Origin of the sequence: Vreelandella arcis (assembly GCF_900103865.1) — a bacterium.
In the GTDB taxonomy this organism is placed as follows: domain Bacteria; phylum Pseudomonadota; class Gammaproteobacteria; order Pseudomonadales; family Halomonadaceae; genus Vreelandella; species Vreelandella arcis.
In genome coordinates this window covers 108,378-127,738 of record NZ_FNII01000004.1, presented here as the reverse complement: position 1 = coordinate 127,738, position 19,361 = coordinate 108,378, and the positions used below count along the sequence as shown (strand labels likewise).

The window sequence follows — 19,361 nt, the reverse complement described above, 5'->3', positions numbered from 1 at the left end:
ATTTGTCTCCTGATGCCATCATGGCTAATTGGGTGAAGAACATACGCGCCGGGAGCCCGCCCTGGCGAAAGGCACCAGGGCCCAGGTCGCCGCCAGCCCCACGAGGCAGGTGAGGCCCAAGTGATGCAAAGCAGGCGTGGCGCTGAAAGACAACAGGCCGAAGGCCATCAGGCTCGACGCGCAGGACAGACTGATGGCCAGCCAGGCGGCTGAGCTGTCTGGGTGTTCCGTGCAGAAGATACCCGCGTCAAGCCCGATACCCAGTACCAGCAGCAGACCCAGTAGATGAAAAAGCGAGAGGCCGACGTTGAGCGCGCTAAACAGCGCCAGGGTGGCTACCAAGGCTCCCAGCGGGGGCAGCAACACGCGCCACACGCGGCCACGATAGCGCCAGCTAAATACCAGTGTTAACCCGGCCACTGCAACGGCTAGCCACAGAGCGATCTGATCGCGTAAGCGCGATAAATGGTTCGATAGCGTGGCCACCCGGTCGTGGTAAACAATATGCGCCGAATCGGCAAGCTGGCGTAGCGCTTGCTGGGCAACGTCATCGGCATCGCCCAATGTCACCAGGGCCGCCACGTCAGGGTTTTTGACGGTGTTGCCCAGCCACAGACTGCTATCGGCACGCCCTGCCGGCATCTCGAGCCATGCGTCCAGGGTCAGTAGTGGCACCTCACGTAGCGGCGCCTGCGCGCGCTCCACCAAGTCTGAGGGCAACCCGGCCCTGGCGATCAGTTCGGGCAGCGCGCGGCTATAGGCCTGACGCACTCGCTCCAGATTGGCTCGCTGGGTCGCCGGGGAGGGAACTGCCTGGGCAAGGTGGCGGTATTGCGCCAAGTGGCCGTCGGCTTTGAGCGCGGCCAGAGAAGGCTCCAGGGCTTCCAGGCGCTCGAGTAACTCACCTTCATGCTCAGCGGTGACGACCAGGTAACGGCTGCCGGTAGAACGTTCCAGTAGCCCCTGCACGCGTTGTTGCTCGGCAATCAGCGCGTCGGGTGAGGGGTTAAGCTGGCGCAGGTCGTCATTGGCCGTCAGGCGAGTGGCTATCAGCACGACCGCCAGGATGCCGAGCAGCGCCAACAGGCTCCAGCGAATGGGCGCCCGCGATGGCAGGCGCAGTCGATCCAACTGGGTGGCGATGTGGGCGGTTGAGGCGTGAGGGCTGGGTGAAAACCAGGGTAGCCACAATCGTACCGTCAACCAGGCGCCGATTAGCCCCAGTGCTGCGAAGGTGGCCATCTGGCGCAGCCCCGGGAGTGGCGTGGCAAACTGAGCGAGATAGGCCGCAAGGCTTGACGCCAGGCCCAACAACAGGCCGGGCCAAAGGCGCGTCAGCGCTAGCCTGGGTGACAGCTGGCGGGCGCACTGCAAATGCAGGGCGTAATCGACCGAGATGCCGATCAGGCTGGCACCGAATGCCAGCGTCAGTAAGTTGAGCGTGCCGAACACCCACCAGGTCAACGGCAGTGCAAACAGCACACCACTGGCCACGGGAAGCAGCAAGCTGAGCAGCATCGAGCCACGCCGAAACGTGGCCCATAGCAGCAGGCCGATGCCCAGTAGCGAACCCAGGCCGATGGTGGAAATTTCCCGTTTGGCCTGGTCGGCTCCAGAAGCGGCGTGAAACACTAGCCCGCTGCGCAACAGCTCGGCATCGGGATGGGTGTCACGGAAGTCCGATAGCGCCGCCATAAGCTGTTGTTGCATGCCCATATCGTAGGGACTGGCCGACAGTTGACCACTGACGACGAACCAGCGTCCGCTCTCGTCGTTAACGGCAGGCAGGCCCTCGACTATGTGTAGGGGGCCCGCAAACCGCTGCTCCAGCCAGGCATCGAGCAGGCCGAAGGGGTCACGGCGCGGGTCGGCCTGGCTACCGGGGATAAACAAGCGGTTTAGGCCGCGCTCTACCCAGGCGTCATCATCGGCGTTGGCGAGGGTTTCTGGCAGTAGTCGATAGCGGTATTGCCCCAGATCACTGCCGGGGGCTTGCGAGAGATCGTCGTCGAAAGCGTCAACGCTTGAAGAGTCCCGCAAATGATCCTTGAGTTCGGCCACTAGCTCAGCTGGAGAGTCGCCTCGTACCAGCAATACAAAGCGATCTTCAAAGGCGCCGGTCAGGCGCTGTTCGGCGCGTTCGATCAAGGCTTCCTGCTGGGTATCGGGCAGCAGCGCGGTGATACGTGTATCCAGCGGCGTGCCTCTGCTCAGCAAACCCGCCAGCAAAAGAGCACAGCCCAGCAACAGCCCCGCCCAGGCGAAGGCAGCAAGACGCTCCATTCGGGTCGGGGGCTGTGCATGGCTCACGTTGCAGGATCACTATCGTCGAGGTTGTCGCAATCGGCGGCGGTGAGGGTCAAACTGAGCCGGTCATCGTTGGCGAAGTCGATCTCGACCTCATCCACCTGCTGGCTACCCTGAACGCGCAGTTGGGTGAGGCGTTCGGCGATGTTCGCCTCTTTTGGCATCAGTGTCGCCTGCCAGCGTTGCTGCTCACCGCTGAGTTCGATAGTGAAGTGCCTTTCCAGCAGTTGCCAGTCACCCGAAAGAAGGCCGCCAAGTACCGGTGCGATCACCTGGAAGCCTGTTGGCAACTCGTCGTTGTCTTCGCTCAGGAGGACGCGGTCATTGATGGGGGCGATGGTCTGCCAGACCAGGCCGTCTTGTTGATGTTCAAAGTAGCCACGGCTATCTAGCTGGGTGTCGAGGTCGGCCATCCAGCGCGCCTGCTCGAAGCGGCCGCATTGCGGGGCATTCACTGCCAACCGTTCAGCAAGATCATCCTCTTCCGGCGCGGCCACCGCGGGTGTGCTGACCATCAAGCCGAAGCTTATTAACACCATTATCCGGTTAATCGGGCGCATTACGGTTGAGCCTCCTGCCAGGCGAGAAGCCGTTCCACCAGCACAGGCGGCGACTCAAGGCGCATTTCATGGTCGTTGAGCCCGACGGCGACCTGAACGCTCCAGGCCCGTGTCAGGCGTTTGCGCGTCTGCGCATCGCGAATTGTATAGTCGATCTTGAGACGATTTTCCCACTCGGTCAGGCGTGCTTCGATGGCGATGCGCTGAGCGAAGAGCGCCGGTGCGGCATACCGCAAGCGTAGATCGATCACCGGCCAGGCAAACCCCGAGTCCTGCATCTGTGGGTAGTTATAGTCGATAGCATCCAGCAGTTCGCAGCGGGCGATTTCCAGATAGCGCACGTAGTGGCCATGCCAGGCCACCTGCATCATGTCGATGTCATGGAAAGGGATCTTCAGCTCGGTTTCGCAGCTCGGCAGCGGGCGGTCGTCAGGCGTCATAAAGGCTCCAATGGCGTTGGCGAATCCTGCCACAGAGTGTGCGCAGTTCGTGTTCCAGGGCGCGGTCTTCGTCGAGGGCGGGAAAAACCAGCCGACAGGCCCCGAGAAACGCCGCCAGGCGCTTGGGCAGCGGCGCAGCCCCGTCGAGTTGGCCGCGCAGCTCGACGGCCTGGCAGACCGCATGCAGGGTGGCGGCGGCGACCTGTTCGACGAGTGTCAGCACGCGCAGTGCATCCCGCGCGGCAATGGTGCCCATGCTGACCTTGTCTTGATTATGGCACTCGGTGGAGCGTGAGAAGACGCTGGCTGGCATGGTCATCTTCAGCGCCTCGGCGGTCCACGCGGACGCGCCGATCTGCACCGCCTTGTAGCCATGGTTGAGGCTGGCCCGTTCAGCGCTGGCGCCGCTCAGGTTACTGGGCAGGCCGTGATTGAAGCGGGTGTCGACCAGCTGCGCCAGCTGGCGATCAAGCAGGTCGGCCAGGTTGGCGCAGGCTTGCTTGAGGCTATCCATCACAAAGGCGACATGCCCGCCGTAGAAGTGGCCGCCGTGCATGACCTTGCCGTGTTCGGCGTCGATCAGCGGGTTGTCATTGGCACTGTTGAGTTCGTTCTCGAGAAACTGGCGCCACCAGGGGAGCGCGTCTTCCACCACGCCGATCACGTGGGGGGCGCAGCGTGTCGAATAGCGATCCTGGAGACGCGGAGAGTTGCGCGGCGTATCCGGCGCGTGCAGGTCATCGCGCAGTCGCTCGGCCACTTTATTCTGCCCCGGATGCGGCTTGGCGGCGAACAGTTCGGCATCGAAATGATAGGGGTTGCCATCCAGAGCATGCACGGAGAGTGCCGTAATGCGCGTGGTCAGCTGCGCCAAATACGTGGTGCGGGCAAAGGCGAACACGCCCAGCGCCGTCATGACGGCAGTGCCGTTCATCAGCGCCAGGCCTTCTTTGGGCTTCAAACGATACGGCGCGAGGCCATGCTCGGCGAAGACCTCGGCGGTTGCGCGCCGCTGGCCGCCATGAAACACGTCGCGCTCGCCGCACAGCACGGCGGCCAGGTAAGACAGAGGCGTCAGGTCGCCGCTGGCACCGACGGAGCCTTCTTCGGGAATGACCGGAATGACATCGTGTTCCAGTAGCCAGACCAGGCGCTCGAGGAGCTCGACGCTGACGCCCGAGACGCCGCGGCACAGCGATACCAGGCGAACCATGATCACGGCCCGCGCGGCTTCCACCGACAGCGCCTCGCCCAAGCCACAGCCATGGAAGGTATATAGCTGGCGGGGGAGTTGCTCCAGGTCGGAAGCGGGCACTTCACGCGTGCAGGAGTCGCCGTAGCCGGTGGTGACACCGTAGACGACCCCATCTTCCTCGAGCAGCCGCTCAAGGAAGGCGTTGCCTTTGGCAATGCGCTCACGGAAGGCTGTGGCCGTCGACAGGGCGACACGACGGCGGCCTTCAGCCACGTCCAGAACCTCCTCGAGGGTGACCGTCGACCCATCCAGGACAAGCGGTTCGCTGGTGATGGGGCCAGGCGTTGGGTCATGGCGTGTCGTCATGCGAATATCCAGTGTCATTGATCCAGAACGGATAGAAATTGAACCATTGCAACGGGTGGCGCCGAACGCGCTCGGCCAGATGGTCGGCGTGGGCCTGCATCGCCGTGGCAATCCATGTGTCGCGCTGTCGGCGAGGTAGTTCCTGAGTGTCGCCGATACATTCAAAGTCGATCCGGAAGTTATCGCCATCGCGCACGCAGGCCAGCGCATAGAGGGGGCAGCGAAGCAGCGCGGCCAGTTGGAAGGGCCCCTCGGGGAAGCGGGCACGATCGCCGAGAAAATCCAGCGTCTGCGTTCGCTCCCCGGCCAGTGGTAACCGGTCGGCGGCGATGACGACATAGCCTCCAGCGTGAATTCGCTCCGCCAATGTCTGCGCGGTGGCGGGCGTGATATCTCCGACTTCAAGCACCTGGGGGCGGGGTTTGCCGGTGACGCGCTCGAGCAGTGAATTGAACTTGCGCGCATTGCGGGTGTGCATCATCACCGTCAAGTCGAGTGCCGCATGGCGCTCGGCAAGGGCATTGACCACGTCGAGATTGCCGTGGTGCGCGACGAGAATTAACCCGCCACGACCACTTTCGATGGTGGCGCTAAACTGCTCGAAACCGGTGCCCGTCAAGCGGTGGTCGGCGATGTTGCCACACCAGGCCTCAACTTTGTCCATCAGTGCTTCGCCGAAGCTCAGGAAGTGGCGGTAACTATGCCACCACCGAGCGAAAAGACGCTGCTCAAGCTGGGGGTAGAGACGCTTCAAGAACGACTGAGAGGCGCGCCTTGCCGTGGTATGCACCAGGAAGTACCACAGGATGACCGGCCATAGCACTAGCCGAAAGGGCCAGCGACCCAGGTGGCGCTGAATCGCCACCATTAACATCATGCCGGCCACGGTGCCGCGCTCGCCGATGCGTGCCCAATGGTGACTCATGAACCCACCTTCGCTTGTTTGCGCCAATGCCGCGCCAGTAAACGCGGCAGGCGTAGCAGCATGCCAAAGAATAGACGCGTGTGCATGACCGTGATCTGGCGGTTGTCGCGCCATACGGCGTAATGGCTGACGCCACCCACTGGGTAGTGGACGCGTACCGGGCGATTGGCTATGGCGCCGCCCGCCCAATGCCAGCGTACCAGCACTTCGGTATCGAAGGTCATGCGATTGCCGCCGCTGTGCTTTGCCAGCAGGCGGTTGAGCGGCGCGACTGGGTAGAGCCTGACGCCACACATCGAGTCCCGGATCTCCAGCGACAGGGTGTTGATCCATACCCAGATATGGGTGGCGTAACGGCCATAGAAACGTATCCGCGGGACGCTTTCATCATAGCGGGGGTAGCCAACCACCAGGGTGTCCGGCGCGGTATCCAGCTCAGCGAGAAAGGCAGGCAAATCGCCGACGTCATGCTGGCCGTCGGCATCGACCTGAAGGGCATGGGTATACCCCAGGCGCTGGGCTTCCGCGAGACCGGCACGCACGGCGGCTCCCTTGCCTTGATTGATGTCGAGGCGTACCAGGTGATGGCCTTTCGCTGCCAGACGGTTAAGTTCGCTTGCGCACTCGGCGTCGCTGCCATCATCTACCAGCAACAGCGGTAGCCCCAGCGTAGAAAGCTCGTCGCATAGCGGGCCGATCGTGGCGGGATGGTTGTAAACCGGGATCAGAATACAGGGGCGTGCGTCAGCCATGCTTCCCTCCATGCGTTTGCAGGCGAACTTGCCCGGTGCAATGACGCCCCTCCTGGGAATCAATGGTAAAGGCGATTCCCTCGGCTCGGCGCGTCAGCTGCAATGTGAAGCGTGCGCCGGGGCGCAAAACTTGCTTGAACTTCAAGCGTTCGATGCCCTTAAACTCACCCAGTTCGCCAAAGCTCGTGCTTGCAAGTTCGATGGCCCACTGAACCATGACCACACCCGGCACTACCGGATAGTCGTCGAAGTGCCCTTCCAGAAAGATCAAGCGCTCCGGTACTTCGAGGCTTATGCAACAGGATGTGACATCGGCGCGATATTCACCCAGCCAGCGCGGCGCCTTGTGATCATCCAGATCGGCAAACAGGCGCTGAACCAATTCATGGTCAAGTTTGCCTTGGGCATTGCTTGGCAGGGCATCGACAAAACGCCAGTAGCGGGGAGTGGCAACGCCTTCCAGGTGGCTCGATAGCCGGCTACGCAGACGCTTTATCAACGCATGCCGGGTTTCGCGCTGGTGTGGGATGAACGCTTCATCGGCCACGACGACCACCCCTAATCGGCCATCCGCACGTTCAAGATCGACGCAGCGTGCTTCACGGACTTCCTCTGTCTCGGCGAGCAGGCACTCGATCTGATCCAGAGAGACGCGTTTCCCGGCGATCTTGGCCAGCCGGTCGGCGCGGCCCAGGAGTTCGAATCCGCCATGCCTGGGCGCCACCCGGTCGGGCTGATACCACCATTGCTGGGGAGCCTCCAGAAAGGGCGAACGCAGCGCCAAGCGCCCCTTGCTGAAGGATAGCTCAACGCCGGGCAGGGCCTGCCAGACGGTGTCCTGCGTTTGGCGCCGCTGAGCGATACCCCCGCTTTCGGTGCTGCCATAGATCTCGATCACTGGCGCCTTTAGCAGCGCCTCGGTGTGCTGCGCATGCGCCAGCGCCAGGCGCGCGCCGGACGAGAACACGCGCCTGGGGCGTGGTGAATCATGCCACCCAAGGTGGTTCGGCAGGCGCGATAGCTGGGCGGGAGAGCTCACGATCACGGGCGCCAGGTGGGCCTCGCCGGCTTCCTTGAGTCGTTCGATAAGACCTTCCGGGTAACGACACGGGTCGCCATAAAAAGGGGCCCCTGCACACAGCGGATGCAATACGCCGGTAAGCAGCCCGTAGATGTGCTGATGGCTGACCTGGGAGATGACCCCACTGCCGGCCAGTGGCCATAGTCGGGTGTGTGCCGCCAGCTCGGTGTCCAGCTGGTTGAACCGCTTGGCCAGGCGCACGGGGTTGCCTGTGGAGCCTGACGTGTATAGCACGACGGCCGTGGCCGTGGGGTCAAGTGCCTCAGGAATGGCGAAAGCAGCCGTATCATGCTGGCGAGTGGCCGTGACGTCAGGTGCCTCGGGCAGTGTGCCGTCCACCGTCTCCGCAAGCCGCGCCAGCGTCTCTGGGCGATTGTCCGCCGGGAGCACGGCTACTCGGCCACTTTCCCATAAGGCCGCCAGGGCGGCGCAGAATTCAGCCGGTCGGGATTGGTAGAGCAGCCAGTAGCCGCGGGGTTTATCCGCTAGCCACAGACGCCAGGCATCGATTCGATGAGTAAGCGACGTTGAGTCAACCCAGTGACGCGGCAGCGAGCGTCGGTCCTCGTGCGCGTTACGCCAGGGCAAGCGGATAAGCGGGACGAATGTCATGACAGGCTGCTCCGAAACCGGCGGCGTATCAGCCATTCACCGGCAAACATCAAGGCGATCAGTGCATAGCTGATGACGCCGTTATACAACGACCAAATGGCTAAATCAGCGTAGAGGGCTGTCCAGCAGGCGATGGATCCGTTGGCGATAAAGAAGCCGCACCAGGCCCAGGTGACGCGCCGGGTATACTGCACCCCCTCGGGGGGCAGGTCAGGCTCGCGTAGGCGGGCCAGACGCTCGACGATGGGCATCCCCTTCCATAGGCTGGTCAGGAAGATGATCAACATGATGGCATTCACCGCGACGGGGTAGGCGCGCATGCCAAGCTCAGCATGCCCTAGACCGCCTAACGTGAGTAAGCTGGCCGCCATCACCATCGCCAGATAGCGCGCCTGGGGCATTCTCCAGGCAAGCAATGCCGAGCCGGCGATCAGAAGTGGCCAGCTGCCGATGTACTCATGTGAAACGAAAACCAGTATCGGCCAGGCCACCGCCAGCACCATGCCGAGCGACTTAATCCCTTGCTTCGGCATTGCTCAGCGTTGCATCAGGTGTTCGACAGCGTTAACCACATCATCGATGGTGCGCACCGATTTAAAGTCATCAGGCTTGATGCGTTGCCCCGTGAACTGCTTGAGTTCGACAACCAGGTCGACGGCATCGATGCTGTCGATATCGAGATCCTCGTAGAGGCGCGCCTGAGGCTGGATGTCGTATGTCTCAAGGTCAAACAGTTTCACCAGGGTCTTCTGGACATGCGTCAGTATCTCGGTGCGCTGGTGGTCGGCAATCTCAATTGACACGGCGGGCCTCCACGAGTGACTGCAGCGCTTCCAGGCTGGCGAAATGCTGGCGCGTTTCTTCCGCGTCGGCATCGAGCTTGATGCCGTACTGCTTTTGCAGGGCCAGGCCGAGCTCAAGCGCGTCGATGGAGTCGAGCCCGAGGCCTTCGCCAAATAAAGGCGCGCTTGGGTCGATATCACTAGGATCGACATCCTCAAGCTCTAACGTGTCAATGATGAGGCGCTTGAGCTCAAGCGTCAGGTTGTAGTTTTCGCTCATGGTGAAAGTGATCCAATTCCCTGTTGAAATGTTCGCTTAGCCGTTGTGTTAGTTGTCTAGCCAGTTGCCCGGTCGGCTGTTGGCTATCTGATTTAACGGGCAAGTCGTCGAGTACGCGTAGTTCCATCCTGACTTTGGAGGCTGGGATATGATACCAGGGCTCCCCTTTGGTTAGGGTAGTGGGCGTACAGCGTATTAGCACTGGCGTGATCGCCGTCCCTGTCCGCAATGCAATGTTCGCCCCCCCGCGGCGAAACTTGATCGGGCGCTTAGGACTGGTGCGGGTGCCTTCTGGAAAAAGGATGAGCGAATCGCCTTTGCGAAGGCTTTCCCGGGCCGCCTCCAGGACGGCTTCGGGCTCATCGTTGGTGATATAACCTGCCGCGCGAATAGGGCCACGTGTAAAAAGGTTGTGGGCGAGCCGTCCCTTGACGATGCAGTTGGCGTGGGGCATATGCGCGAGAAGGAAAACCACATCGATAAGCGAGGGGTGGTTGGCGATCACCAACAGCCCGGGGCGCATCAGCCGCTCCTGGTTCTCCAGACGGTAGTCGAGTACCCCAAGCCCGTTCATCATATTGATGAACGCCAGGAAACAGCGCTGGATAAGGCGTCGCGCCAGATAGTGGCGTCGCTCGGGGTTGTGTACGCACAGACTCAGCAACGGGGCAATGAACAAGCCAATGAAGAGGCCACCGATGCCGAAGGCGGTGAAGGAAAGCGCCGTGCCTAGTCCGCGGTACCACCTGTGGATATTCATTCTTGCCCCAACTGCCAACGATGCCTGCCATCCAGGTAGGCGGTGTCGCCGTCAAGCCAGTTCATCACCGTGACAGGCGTCGGGCGCGCGCGATGCGCTGGCTTTGTCGCCGTTAGTGGTCGTCCCTGGTGCAACGTCAATCGCATGCCCACCACACAGGCCGTGCCGGGATGTTCAGTGTATCCCTCGTAAGTGGGAGGCAGCGGGCCTTCTGAGAAAACGCCGACAACAGCCGGATGTCCTTCTATGAGGTACCCGTACGCTTCGTAAAGTATAGCGTCGAACTCATCACCACAGGCGCCTAACGCCTGTAAAGGCCGGTGATGAGAACGAGAGATGGAATGCACGCCCAGAATGGCGTTATGCACTGACATGGAAAACCGTGCGGGGGAGATAGGATCGCCACGTTGCAGGTTCTCAAGCATCGTTAGCGTATCGGCAGCGTCGCCATGTCGCGAGGCGTGCACTAGGGGCGAGTTGGCCTCTGGATCCAACTCCCTAAGGATATCGCAGGTAGCGCGGCCCGTATCGTCGAGACGGCGACGCAGCATAGCTGGCAGCCCTTTGCCCAACTGAGCTGGGATTCGCCAGCTTGGCTTGCTGGTGGCAACTGTCTCTTCAGGAAGCCAACCCCGCCAGTCTTCGAGATATAGGGAAAAAGACACTGCGCTAAGGCCCCCTAAAAAAGGCGGTTACCTTAACTTAATTGCGGACCCTATGAAAGCTGGCATGCCCAATATGGTTTACTGGGCTCGAAGTTCATGAGGCTCGCTTTGTCAGGTTCCAGCCTTAGTCATTTGCAATATTAAAGTGTACTGCAGTTGGCAAAAGCCGAGAAGGCGCAACTTGTGACCCTATAGCCCCTTCCTCTCAAAGGAGGCGCTCTATCAAGCTGAGTTATATGCCGGAAGTTGCTAATATTCTAAACGTTGCTAAGACATTTTTACGTGTTTCGACCCATCGCTAAGCGGCTGCACTCATTAAATTCGACTATTAACTTAGGAGCTCCGCGCGAGCCATGACGGATCTACTCTGGTACCAGTATGCGCTTATCGGGCTGATTTTTGCCTGGAGCGGTTTTGTGCGCACCAGTCTGGGGTTTGGCGGCGCTGTGCTGGCGCTGCCTTTCCTGCTCTTGGTGGTCAACGAACCCCTGGTGTTCTTGCCGATTATTGCCATTCACCTGCTGATTTTCTCCAGTTGGATCGCCTGGCGGGGTCATCGCCAAGTGCAGCAAGCGGGGACGGGTAGCACATCGCCGGAGAGCAATATCGATTGGGGCTATCTATCCAAAGCCCTGAAAATCATGATCATCCCCAAGCTGATCGGCGTGGTGGGACTGTTAACGCTGCCGGCTAACGTGATGACCAGCATCATTTTTGGCATTGTGATCATCTATGCCATTGGCTATGTGCTGAACAAGCCGTTCAAGAGCAAGAACAAGTACGTGGACTACGTACTGCTGGCGCTCGGGGGTTATGTCAGCGGCACGTCGCTGATTGGCGCGCCGCTAATTGTGGCGGTGTTTGCCACTCACGTGGCCAAGGAGCAACTGCGCGATACCCTGTTTGTGCTGTGGTTTATCCTGGTCGTCATCAAAATGGTCTCATTCTTGATCGCGGGCGTGGATCTGCAGTTAATCCACCAGCTTTGGCTGCTGCCCTGTGCCTTTATTGGCCATTTGCTAGGCGAGAAAGCCCACCGCTATATGCTAAAAGCGGACACCGGGCTATTCTTCCGCGTGCTGGGCGCGGTGTTGATCGTGGTCAGCGTGGTTGGGTTGATCCATCCGCCCGCATGACCGCAGGCGGTGCAAACGCCGTTTCTTAAAGCTTGCTGTCGGCCTTTAACGTCGTCTTGCCTAGAACGATCAGGACGATGGCCAGCAGGCCGCAAATGACCGCCATGGCGGTAAACACGTGTCGCAGAGAATCCAGCCATATCAACGCCGGGGCGACCATCACTGGGGAAATAAACTGGCCAAAGAAGAAGGTCGAGGTAAAACCACCAAATACTCGGCCGCGCACTCGCTGAGGAGTGATTCGCATCAGCCAGGTGGTGGTGTTGGGCATAAAGGCGCCTAGACCTAAGCCGGAAATCGCCGCGCCGACAATGGCCATGGTGTAACTCTGGGTGAACCCAACGATCAAGAAGCCAGTGGCCGCCAGAAAGAACCCCAAGACATAGATCGTCATTACCGAAAGAAACGGTTTGTAGTAGCCGTAGCAAAACGCCACGATGCTGGCCGTTAGGGCCGCCATTGAAAGCGCGATGCCGATCGCCATGCCACTGATCTGGCCCTGCTGAGAGAGCAAAAAGGGGAGTTGGGCGGGAAACATATAAAACATCGCCATGCTGATCATAGCGATAAGGTAGGCAAGGCCAGTGCGCCCGACATCCACCTTCACTGGCGCATCGTTTGTATCAGCGCTTACGCTACCGCTGGATATGGGCTCTTGAAGAATCGCCCAGGCATAGGGCAGTAAAAGCACGCCGGTTAGGTAGAGGAGAAACGGGCCGCGCCAACTCCAATCGGAAAGTACTCCACCAAGGTTAATAAAAATAACCCCGCCCAAGGCCATGCAGCTGCTTTGCAGCCCCAAAAACCGTGCGCGTTCGGTGCTATCGAAATAATCGCCTACCAGCGTGGTGCTGATACTCAGAATACCGGCTACTGCAATCCCCATCAGTGCGCGGGAGCTTAATAGCAGATCCACGCGATCAATGAAAAAGCCTGCGACCCCCGCAAAACCGTAGATGCCCAGCATCATCAGCAGCAATTTCTTGCGCCCAAACCGGTCAGCCAGATAACCCATCAGTGGGCTGAACAGCGTAATCATTAGCGCAGGCAGGGTCAGAATTAGTTGGATCACTACCTGGGGCTGGTCAGGAAAATGGCGGCTAATGCCAGGCAGCGCAGGCGCGATAATCGCCCCCGACATCACGGTCATGGTGCTGGCAAGCAGTAGTACGGTCTTAATATGCGTTAACTGGCTAATGGTCTTTTTCCGTATCAAGAGAAAGGGGAGGGAGTAAAAGCACAAACGCTTATCGTAGCATTTTTGTTAGCATGCTATGTTTGTGTTTTTTATCTACTTCTCAAGCAGCCAGGTTCGGCCACGAACTGTTAAGCGCTATGGGGAGGGTCGGCGGGGTAGTAGACATTTTCATATTTCTTGGTGGGCAAAGCGCTGAAAAAGCCGCCAAGGTTTATGTAGCCAACGAGCTAGAATCGATACAAGCGATATTCAAAGAGGGCGGTCTCCAGCACCACCCGGTTAATGAACGCCTGATGGCGCCTCCTATGTTCGCTTGATCTGATACATATGGCTATCTGCACGGCTTAGCAGTGTATCGGCGTCTTCTCCATCGGCAGGATAGCAGGCCACGCCGATGCTGCAGGATGGCATTTTGACCTCGCCGAATTCAGCGCCTAGTGGCTCGTTCAAGACGGTGAGTATCTGATCTACCTTTTCCGCAACAGCAGTCGTCGACTTGATGTCCGTTAACAGCACCGTGAATTCATCACCGCCCATGCGGGCCACCGTATCTGTCTCTCGTACACAGCCTTCTAACCGTCTGGCTACCGTGCAGAGCACTCGGTCACCCGCCGCATGTCCATGAACATCGTTGATGCCTTTGAAGTCGTTAATATCCAGAAATAGCAATGCCAAGTTGCTCTGATAGCGATGGGCCGTGCTCAGGCCCAAGTTTAGGCGGTCATAGAAGAGCGCTCGGTTGGTCAACTTTGTCAGCGGGTCATGATGGGCGAGGTAGCGTAATTCTTCCTCGGCCTGCATAAGATCCGTGACGTCTCGTGCGACACCGACCCGCACTCTCTCTTGCTCGTACCAGCGGGCAGACCACAGGATATGCACGATACCGCCATCTTTGCGGATATAGCGGTTGCGGAAATCGATATGCGGCTTACCGCTCATCACACGAACAATGGAGTCCCGCGTGGCCGCTAAATCGTCGGGGTGCATGTAGTGCGTGATCAGGGTGCCGATCAATTCGTTGGGAAGGTAACCGAGCAGCGACTCACAGGCATCACTCACGAAGACGATCTGGTTGTCTTTATCGACCACGAAGACGGTGTCCAGCATCAGGTGGATCAGTTTGGGGTAGAGCGCTTGCAGGTCAACGGCCATAGGCTTGGGAAATCCGGTTTGCGTTTCTCGACTATAGAGCAATTGAGAAGAGGGGCGATAAATAATTCTGCATACTTTGGGGGAAAGGTCACTCCCGCAATGACAAGCGCGTACCAATATAGCTAAGGTAGGCTTTACCCTCCAGAGGCAAGTGCCAACGGACGACATTCAGGAGTTGAAGCTTTAGTTGCTAGAGGTTTTATAGTAACGGGGATGAAAAAACTTAACGAGGTTAATATATGGGACATCATCATGATCATCCCCACATTGATCCTGCCTCGGGCGACCGGCGTGTCAGTATTTCCATTTGGGCAAATGGCTTATTAACCATCGCCCAAATCGTCGGCGGTATTATGGCGGGAAGCCTCTCGCTGATCGCTGATGCGCTGCATAATTTTTCTGATATGGCGGCGCTTGTTATTGCCTTTGCGGCGCGCAAGATCACAAGACGGCCCGCCGATGCGCAAATGACCTTCGGCTATGGCCGAATCGAGATAGTGGCAGCACTGATTAACTACACCACGCTCATTCTCGTTGGCCTCTACCTTATTTATGAAGGCGCCATGCGCATGATTGACCCGCCGGAGATCCAGGGTTGGTTGGTCGTCATCATTGGTGGCGTCGCTCTTGTTATCGATGCCCTCACCGCCATGCTTACTTGGTCAATGCAAAAAGGTAGCGTCAATATTCGCGCCCTTTTTCTGCATAACCTGTCTGATGCGTTCGCCTCCATCGCCGTGATTATCGGCGGCTCATTAATCTTGCTCTACGACATGCGCTGGGTAGACCCTGCGATTACGATAGGTATTGCGCTGTATATCCTTTACCTCGCCTTTTCGGAGATTGGGGGGCCTATCCGCACACTGATGCTGGGCTCTCCCCCAGATATTAACGGTCAACTCGTCATTGAAGCCGTGCGTGGTGTCGAAAGTGTCCACGATATTCATCATGTGCACCTATGGCAGATGCAGGAAAACATGGCCGCCCTTGACTGCCACGTGGTCATTACGGAAGCAGGCTGGCAGCAACTTGAGTCGATTAAGACAGAGATCAAAGAGCAGTTAAAAACGCGCTTCAACATTGTCCATTCCAGCTTAGAGTTTGAGCATATTGATCACGCACATCAGGATGCCAACCTCTATGGGCATGAGTAATACACGCTCACGCTGGTCTACACAGGCAGTCATTTAGCTTGGTTTGTGCAATAAAATCTTGGCCTAAATTGCCAAATAATCACTGAAATCGAGAGAGAAAAATGTTCAAAAAAGCGACTTTTATGCTTGCGGGTACGTTGATGCTTACGGCTGCCATCGTGGTGGTTTCGAAACCTGCACTATTGGGCATGCAAGCTGAGGCGGCTGCACAGGCCGAGAGCTCCTTGGTGCGTTCACACTCTCCGATCCTGGGGCCGGAAGAGGCACCTGTCACCATTGTGGAATTTTTCGACCCGGCCTGCGAAGCCTGCCGTGCTTTCTATCCTCTCACCAAAAGTCTTCTGGAGACCTATCCTGAGCAAGTGCAGCTAATCGTGCGCTACACCCCTTTCCACGGTGAGGTTTCTGATACGGCCATACGCGTGCTGGAAGTTGCTCGACACCAGGACGTATTCGAACCGGTACTCGAAGCTCTGCTCTCTCGCCAGGAACAGTGGGCATCTCATGGCCGTTTCGATGAATCAGCTATCTTGGAGATTGCCAGCCAAGCCGGGCTTGACCGAGCTGCCGCTGAGGAGCAACTCAACTCAGATGAGGTGCAAGCAGTGATTGATCAAGACATGGCCGACGTCAAAACGAATCAGATTCGCCAGACGCCCACCTTTTTTGTCAACGGTGAGCTGCTAGAACCCTTTGGTATGCAGGCGTTGATTGATGTCGTAAAGCGTGAAGTAGAGGAGGTATCTGAAGAGGAAGAAGCCCAATGAATCAGCGCTGGTTGCTGATAGGGCTTATGAGTTTAAGCCCCGCGTTGGTCAAGGCCAGTTGGCAAGAGCATCTCTTGCTCTCGCCGTCAGAGCCGACATTAAACGGGTTGCAAACAGCTACCGAACAAGGGCGCTCAACGACTCAGCCTCGTCTTGATACCTTGACCTTTGGGCGTGATGTGATGGTTGAAACCTCGCTTTATGATGCCTTGTCGGCGGAGGGGATTCCCGCACGTTTCGCCACTAAGCTGGAAACGCTGTTGGGCGAGTTCATGGCGGCGTCTTTTGAGTTTTCAGGCCAGCTATTGTGGGAAGAAGATCGACGTCAGGATGGCTCCCGCGTGGGGCCTCCACGTCTAAGTTATGCGGGATTGTTTGATCAGGCAGAACGACTAGAGGTGGTATGGCCGGTAGCTAAAAAAGGCAGCGTACTGCTCTTCCAGAATGAAACGCTTTTAGACACTTTGCAGCTGCCGGTTCTTGGCGCTCGGCTGACTTCTCGCTTTGGAAATCGACGGCATCCGGTGTACGGAGGCGTTCGTTCTCATAATGGCATTGACCTTGCTGCACCTTATGGCACGCCGGTAATAACCACCGCGCTGGAATATCAAACATCGCTATACGAGCTAAGGCGACGTTTTGAGCAAGTGATTGGAACGTCCTTTGTTTACGACGTGATTGCACTTAACGAGCAATGAAACTCAGTGCTTCATTGCTTTGTATCAGTCCTTGGGATCCATCTGCTAGGGAAAAACAACATCATTAGTGAAATGCAAAAAGAGGGCCCATTATGCCGCTGGCCATGGTTTATGGTGGCTGCTTTGTTAACGCCTCTCGATTTACGACTGAACGTGTCTCAAGCAAAAGGCAACACATTAGACAAAAGGGAACATAGCCATGCGCTTATCGATAGGTAACTCAGCGGTACCCAAGAGGGATCATCAATGGCCGCGACGTGTGGGCGTATTGTTGAGTGTGTTGGTAACTTGGCTGTCGATATCCAGCTTCGCCTTAGCTGAGCAAAACTTGCCTGAGCAGAATGAGGAGTGGCCCAAAGGGCATTATCCGTTACCTGAGGAAGGCAATGTAATAGGCAATGCTTATACCGTCACCGTGAAGGATTACGACGATACCCTGATTGATATTGCCAGACGTCACAACCTTGGTTACCTGGAAATTGTACGTGCCAACCCAGAGGTCAGCATTTGGATTCCCGGAGTGGGTACTGAAGTGACCATTCCAGGACGCTTCATTTTGCCTGATGTCGAGCGTACCGGGGTGGTAATTAACATCGCCGAACTGCGGCTCTACTACTATCCAGATGTCAATAACGATGAGGTACCCCGCGTTGAGACCTACCCTATCGGTATTGGGCGCGAAGGGTTTGATACACCGCTTGGTGTGACCGAGACCACCATGAACATTAAAAATCCCGCGTGGTACCCGCCTGAATCAGTGCAACGCGAAGCTGAGGCGCGCGGTGAAACAGCACCTAGCGTGGTGCCTCCGGGCCCCGATAATCCGCTTGGGGATCACGCCATTATTTTAGGCTTCGATGGCTATTTGATTCATGGTACCAACCAGCCAGATGGCATTGGCATGCGCGCAAGCCGTGGCTGTATTCGCATGTTGCCTAACGATATCGAATCAATTTTTGGCCGTTTACCCGCAGGTACCCAGGTTAATATCATCAACCAACCTATTAAGGTAGGTTGGGACAACCGTCAGCCGTTGGTTCAGGTATTCCCTCCCTTAGGGGAAGAAGAGCACAGCATGACCACGCTTTCGGACACTATTACTCGCCTTAACCAACGCAATGCTGAAGGTGTTACTTTCGATTATGAGCAGCTTGGCGACCTGCTGGCATTATCCAGCGGGCTTATCGAACCCTTAAGCCCCAAGCCGGTACCGAGTAACAAAAAAGAAGAAGATGATGATATCAAAGGTGTTTATGAAGAACTGGCACTTAATTAGCCATGAACGCTGATAAGGACTACACATTACTGACGCCCTTCTAAGCGTCAAGTGGCCATATTTGCGTCTGATTGATCTCTCGGTGGCGATGGCGAGCACATAGTATACTTCTCGGGCGATATAGCGCTTCAGGCAGCGCAGCGCTTCCAGCTTGGACTGCCCCTCCGCCACTTGACGGGAGACATAAGTTTGGGTTGTCACATCCAGACGGAGTCGCCCGATGGCGATGATATGTAGATCACTATTGGCGGCTCGGTCGCCGCCCCGATTGAGTCGGTGGCGCTGAGCCTTGCCTGAGGAGGCTGGTGGCGGGCTAGCAGTCCTGCACGTTAGAGCAGCAGCTGGCTGCCTTGCGCTGAAAATCGCATGAGAGAGCTGAGCCAGGTGCGGTTGATTGTTGTTGTTTAGTCGAAGTTGCCCGCATTCGTTGCTGTGGAAGTGATGACCATAGCCAGCCGTAAAAGGTGACACCATGGGCAACGTATTGACTTGGCGTATTCCTTCAGAGAGCAGGAATTACAGGCAAACGCCACCTTATCGGCCGTGGTTGTGCTCTTGGATGTATGTCTTTAGCGCCTGATCGATGCGCCGCTGCCAGCCTTCGCCTTGTGCCTTGAAGTGCTCTATTACTTCCGGCGATAAGCGGATAGAAGTCTTTACCTTGGTGGGTGCCTGCTGGCGCCCACGCTGACCAATGGCACGCTGTAGGTTAGCGGGCAACACCTCAGACATAGGACGCATCTGTTTAACGTCTTGGTCTGTGAGCTCTCTTACTTCGCCGTCTTTATTCGTGAGCCGCTTTTTCATAGCGCCTTACCTCCCGTGTGTTGGCTTTCCTCAGGCTGATAACCCGTATGCCGCCTTCAATGGGCGTAAAGCACACCACGTGCACCCGTTGCCCGATCTTGCCTAACCCGATGAAGCGCCTTTCTGGATAGTCGTAGCGGTCATCTTCATGGAATAGCGCACCTTCCCAATCAAAGCGTTCAACGGAAGTGAAAGGTAGGCCTCGCTCCTCCTCATTGCGAGCGCTCTTGTTCGGGTCAAAGTCGATTATCATACATTTAATTGTATAGACAAAAAGACAAGAAGGGAAGTTCTATTTGTTTGGCGCTGAGGCTAGACACCGCAACGGTGTTTGCTGGGTTAAAGATATATCGTTATTGGTTTTGGAGGTCTAGCCACCGCCTGCAAGTGGGCGCGCTGGGAAGACACAACGCCCATCCACCTTAGTGTGTTACGGGGGTTGGGCGTA

Annotated in this window: 21 protein-coding genes and 1 pseudogene; 5 read left to right on the top strand and 17 right to left on the bottom strand. The window is 57.6% G+C overall.

From position 1 onward, the window contains the following. Positions 1-24: 24 nt before the first annotated feature. Genes BLR97_RS05830 through BLR97_RS05775 form a run of 12 tightly spaced genes read right to left on the bottom strand, consistent with a single transcriptional unit; the run spans position 25 to position 10,725 of the window. On the bottom strand, positions 25-2,310 hold the full coding sequence (locus tag BLR97_RS05830; RefSeq protein WP_089703442.1) for an MMPL family transporter: 2,286 nt from the start codon (positions 2,308-2,310) through the stop codon (positions 25-27). Then, positions 2,307-2,867 carry a LolA-related protein gene (locus BLR97_RS05825; protein WP_211605054.1) on the bottom strand — a complete coding sequence of 187 codons (561 nt, stop codon included), beginning with the start codon at positions 2,865-2,867 and terminating at the stop codon, positions 2,307-2,309. Before BLR97_RS05825 ends, BLR97_RS05830 begins: the two co-directional genes overlap by 4 nt. Continuing rightward, the gene (locus BLR97_RS05820) at positions 2,867-3,307 is read right to left on the bottom strand and encodes an acyl-CoA thioesterase (RefSeq protein ID WP_089703440.1); all 441 of its coding nucleotides are present in this window, start codon (positions 3,305-3,307) and stop codon (positions 2,867-2,869) included. Before BLR97_RS05820 ends, BLR97_RS05825 begins: the two co-directional genes overlap by 1 nt. Then, a complete protein-coding gene (locus BLR97_RS05815; protein ID WP_211605060.1) occupies positions 3,297-4,868 on the bottom strand; it encodes an HAL/PAL/TAL family ammonia-lyase in 1,572 nt (523 codons plus the stop codon). Before BLR97_RS05815 ends, BLR97_RS05820 begins: the two co-directional genes overlap by 11 nt. Next, a complete protein-coding gene (locus tag BLR97_RS05810) occupies positions 4,852-5,793 on the bottom strand; it encodes an LpxL/LpxP family acyltransferase (protein WP_089703438.1) in 942 nt (313 codons plus the stop codon). The genes BLR97_RS05815 and BLR97_RS05810 overlap by 17 nt, the downstream gene beginning before the upstream one ends. Further along, positions 5,790-6,545: a glycosyltransferase family 2 protein gene (locus BLR97_RS05805; protein WP_089703436.1), complete on the bottom strand. Its 756-nt coding sequence runs from the start codon at positions 6,543-6,545 to the stop codon at positions 5,790-5,792. The genes BLR97_RS05810 and BLR97_RS05805 overlap by 4 nt, the downstream gene beginning before the upstream one ends. Beyond that, positions 6,538-8,238: an ApeI family dehydratase gene (locus tag BLR97_RS05800; protein WP_089703434.1), complete on the bottom strand. Its 1,701-nt coding sequence runs from the start codon at positions 8,236-8,238 to the stop codon at positions 6,538-6,540. Before BLR97_RS05800 ends, BLR97_RS05805 begins: the two co-directional genes overlap by 8 nt. Further along, the gene (locus BLR97_RS05795) at positions 8,235-8,771 is read right to left on the bottom strand and encodes a COG4648 family protein (RefSeq protein ID WP_244511245.1); all 537 of its coding nucleotides are present in this window, start codon (positions 8,769-8,771) and stop codon (positions 8,235-8,237) included. The genes BLR97_RS05800 and BLR97_RS05795 overlap by 4 nt, the downstream gene beginning before the upstream one ends. Before the next feature lie 3 nt (positions 8,772-8,774). After that, positions 8,775-9,041, bottom strand: coding sequence for an acyl carrier protein (locus BLR97_RS05790; RefSeq protein WP_422821911.1), 267 nt, complete (start codon positions 9,039-9,041; stop codon positions 8,775-8,777). Then, positions 9,031-9,300, bottom strand: coding sequence for a phosphopantetheine-binding protein (locus BLR97_RS05785; protein WP_089703430.1), 270 nt, complete (start codon positions 9,298-9,300; stop codon positions 9,031-9,033). The genes BLR97_RS05790 and BLR97_RS05785 overlap by 11 nt, the downstream gene beginning before the upstream one ends. Beyond that, on the bottom strand, positions 9,272-10,060 hold the full coding sequence (locus BLR97_RS05780; RefSeq protein ID WP_089703428.1) for a lysophospholipid acyltransferase family protein: 789 nt from the start codon (positions 10,058-10,060) through the stop codon (positions 9,272-9,274). The genes BLR97_RS05785 and BLR97_RS05780 overlap by 29 nt, the downstream gene beginning before the upstream one ends. After that, complete coding sequence (locus tag BLR97_RS05775; protein WP_089703426.1) at positions 10,057-10,725, bottom strand: beta-ketoacyl synthase chain length factor; 669 nt, start codon at positions 10,723-10,725, stop codon at positions 10,057-10,059. The genes BLR97_RS05780 and BLR97_RS05775 overlap by 4 nt, the downstream gene beginning before the upstream one ends. A gap of 353 nt (positions 10,726-11,078) precedes the next feature. Here BLR97_RS05775 and BLR97_RS05770 point away from each other — a divergent pair, with 353 nt between their 5' ends. Continuing rightward, a complete protein-coding gene (locus BLR97_RS05770; protein ID WP_089703424.1) occupies positions 11,079-11,861 on the top strand; it encodes a sulfite exporter TauE/SafE family protein in 783 nt (260 codons plus the stop codon). Positions 11,862-11,886: 25 nt separating this feature from the next. On the opposite strand, the gene BLR97_RS05765 is transcribed toward BLR97_RS05770, so the two are convergent. Beyond that, positions 11,887-13,104: an MFS transporter gene (locus tag BLR97_RS05765; protein ID WP_244511244.1), complete on the bottom strand. Its 1,218-nt coding sequence runs from the start codon at positions 13,102-13,104 to the stop codon at positions 11,887-11,889. Positions 13,105-13,362: 258 nt separating this feature from the next. Then, positions 13,363-14,211 (bottom strand): sensor domain-containing diguanylate cyclase, encoded by an 849-nt coding sequence (locus BLR97_RS05755; RefSeq protein WP_089703420.1) that lies wholly within the window; start codon positions 14,209-14,211, stop codon positions 13,363-13,365. Between the two features lie 239 nt (positions 14,212-14,450). On the opposite strand from BLR97_RS05755, the gene BLR97_RS05750 reads away from it, so the two are divergent. From BLR97_RS05750 to BLR97_RS05735, 4 genes are all read left to right on the top strand, one after another. After that, positions 14,451-15,365, top strand: coding sequence for a cation diffusion facilitator family transporter (locus tag BLR97_RS05750; protein ID WP_089703418.1), 915 nt, complete (start codon positions 14,451-14,453; stop codon positions 15,363-15,365). 101 nt (positions 15,366-15,466) lie between these two features. Further along, positions 15,467-16,132, top strand: a complete 666-nt coding sequence (locus BLR97_RS05745) for a DsbA family protein (RefSeq protein WP_089703416.1) — start codon at positions 15,467-15,469, stop codon at positions 16,130-16,132. Continuing rightward, complete coding sequence (locus BLR97_RS05740; protein ID WP_089703414.1) at positions 16,129-16,830, top strand: M23 family metallopeptidase; 702 nt, start codon at positions 16,129-16,131, stop codon at positions 16,828-16,830. The genes BLR97_RS05745 and BLR97_RS05740 overlap by 4 nt, the downstream gene beginning before the upstream one ends. A gap of 199 nt (positions 16,831-17,029) precedes the next feature. Beyond that, on the top strand, positions 17,030-18,106 hold the full coding sequence (locus tag BLR97_RS05735; protein ID WP_089703412.1) for a L,D-transpeptidase family protein: 1,077 nt from the start codon (positions 17,030-17,032) through the stop codon (positions 18,104-18,106). Positions 18,107-18,146: 40 nt separating this feature from the next. Here BLR97_RS05735 and BLR97_RS05730 read toward each other — a convergent pair. The 3 genes and pseudogenes from BLR97_RS05730 to BLR97_RS05720 form a co-directional block, all read right to left on the bottom strand. Beyond that, positions 18,147-18,421 (bottom strand): annotated as a pseudogene (locus BLR97_RS05730) (IS110 family transposase); the annotation flags it as partial. Positions 18,422-18,640: 219 nt separating this feature from the next. Then, a complete protein-coding gene (locus tag BLR97_RS05725) occupies positions 18,641-18,913 on the bottom strand; it encodes a BrnA antitoxin family protein (protein WP_089703410.1) in 273 nt (90 codons plus the stop codon). After that, positions 18,891-19,166: a BrnT family toxin gene (locus BLR97_RS05720; RefSeq protein WP_089703407.1), complete on the bottom strand. Its 276-nt coding sequence runs from the start codon at positions 19,164-19,166 to the stop codon at positions 18,891-18,893. The genes BLR97_RS05725 and BLR97_RS05720 overlap by 23 nt, the downstream gene beginning before the upstream one ends. Positions 19,167-19,361: the final 195 nt, after the last annotated feature.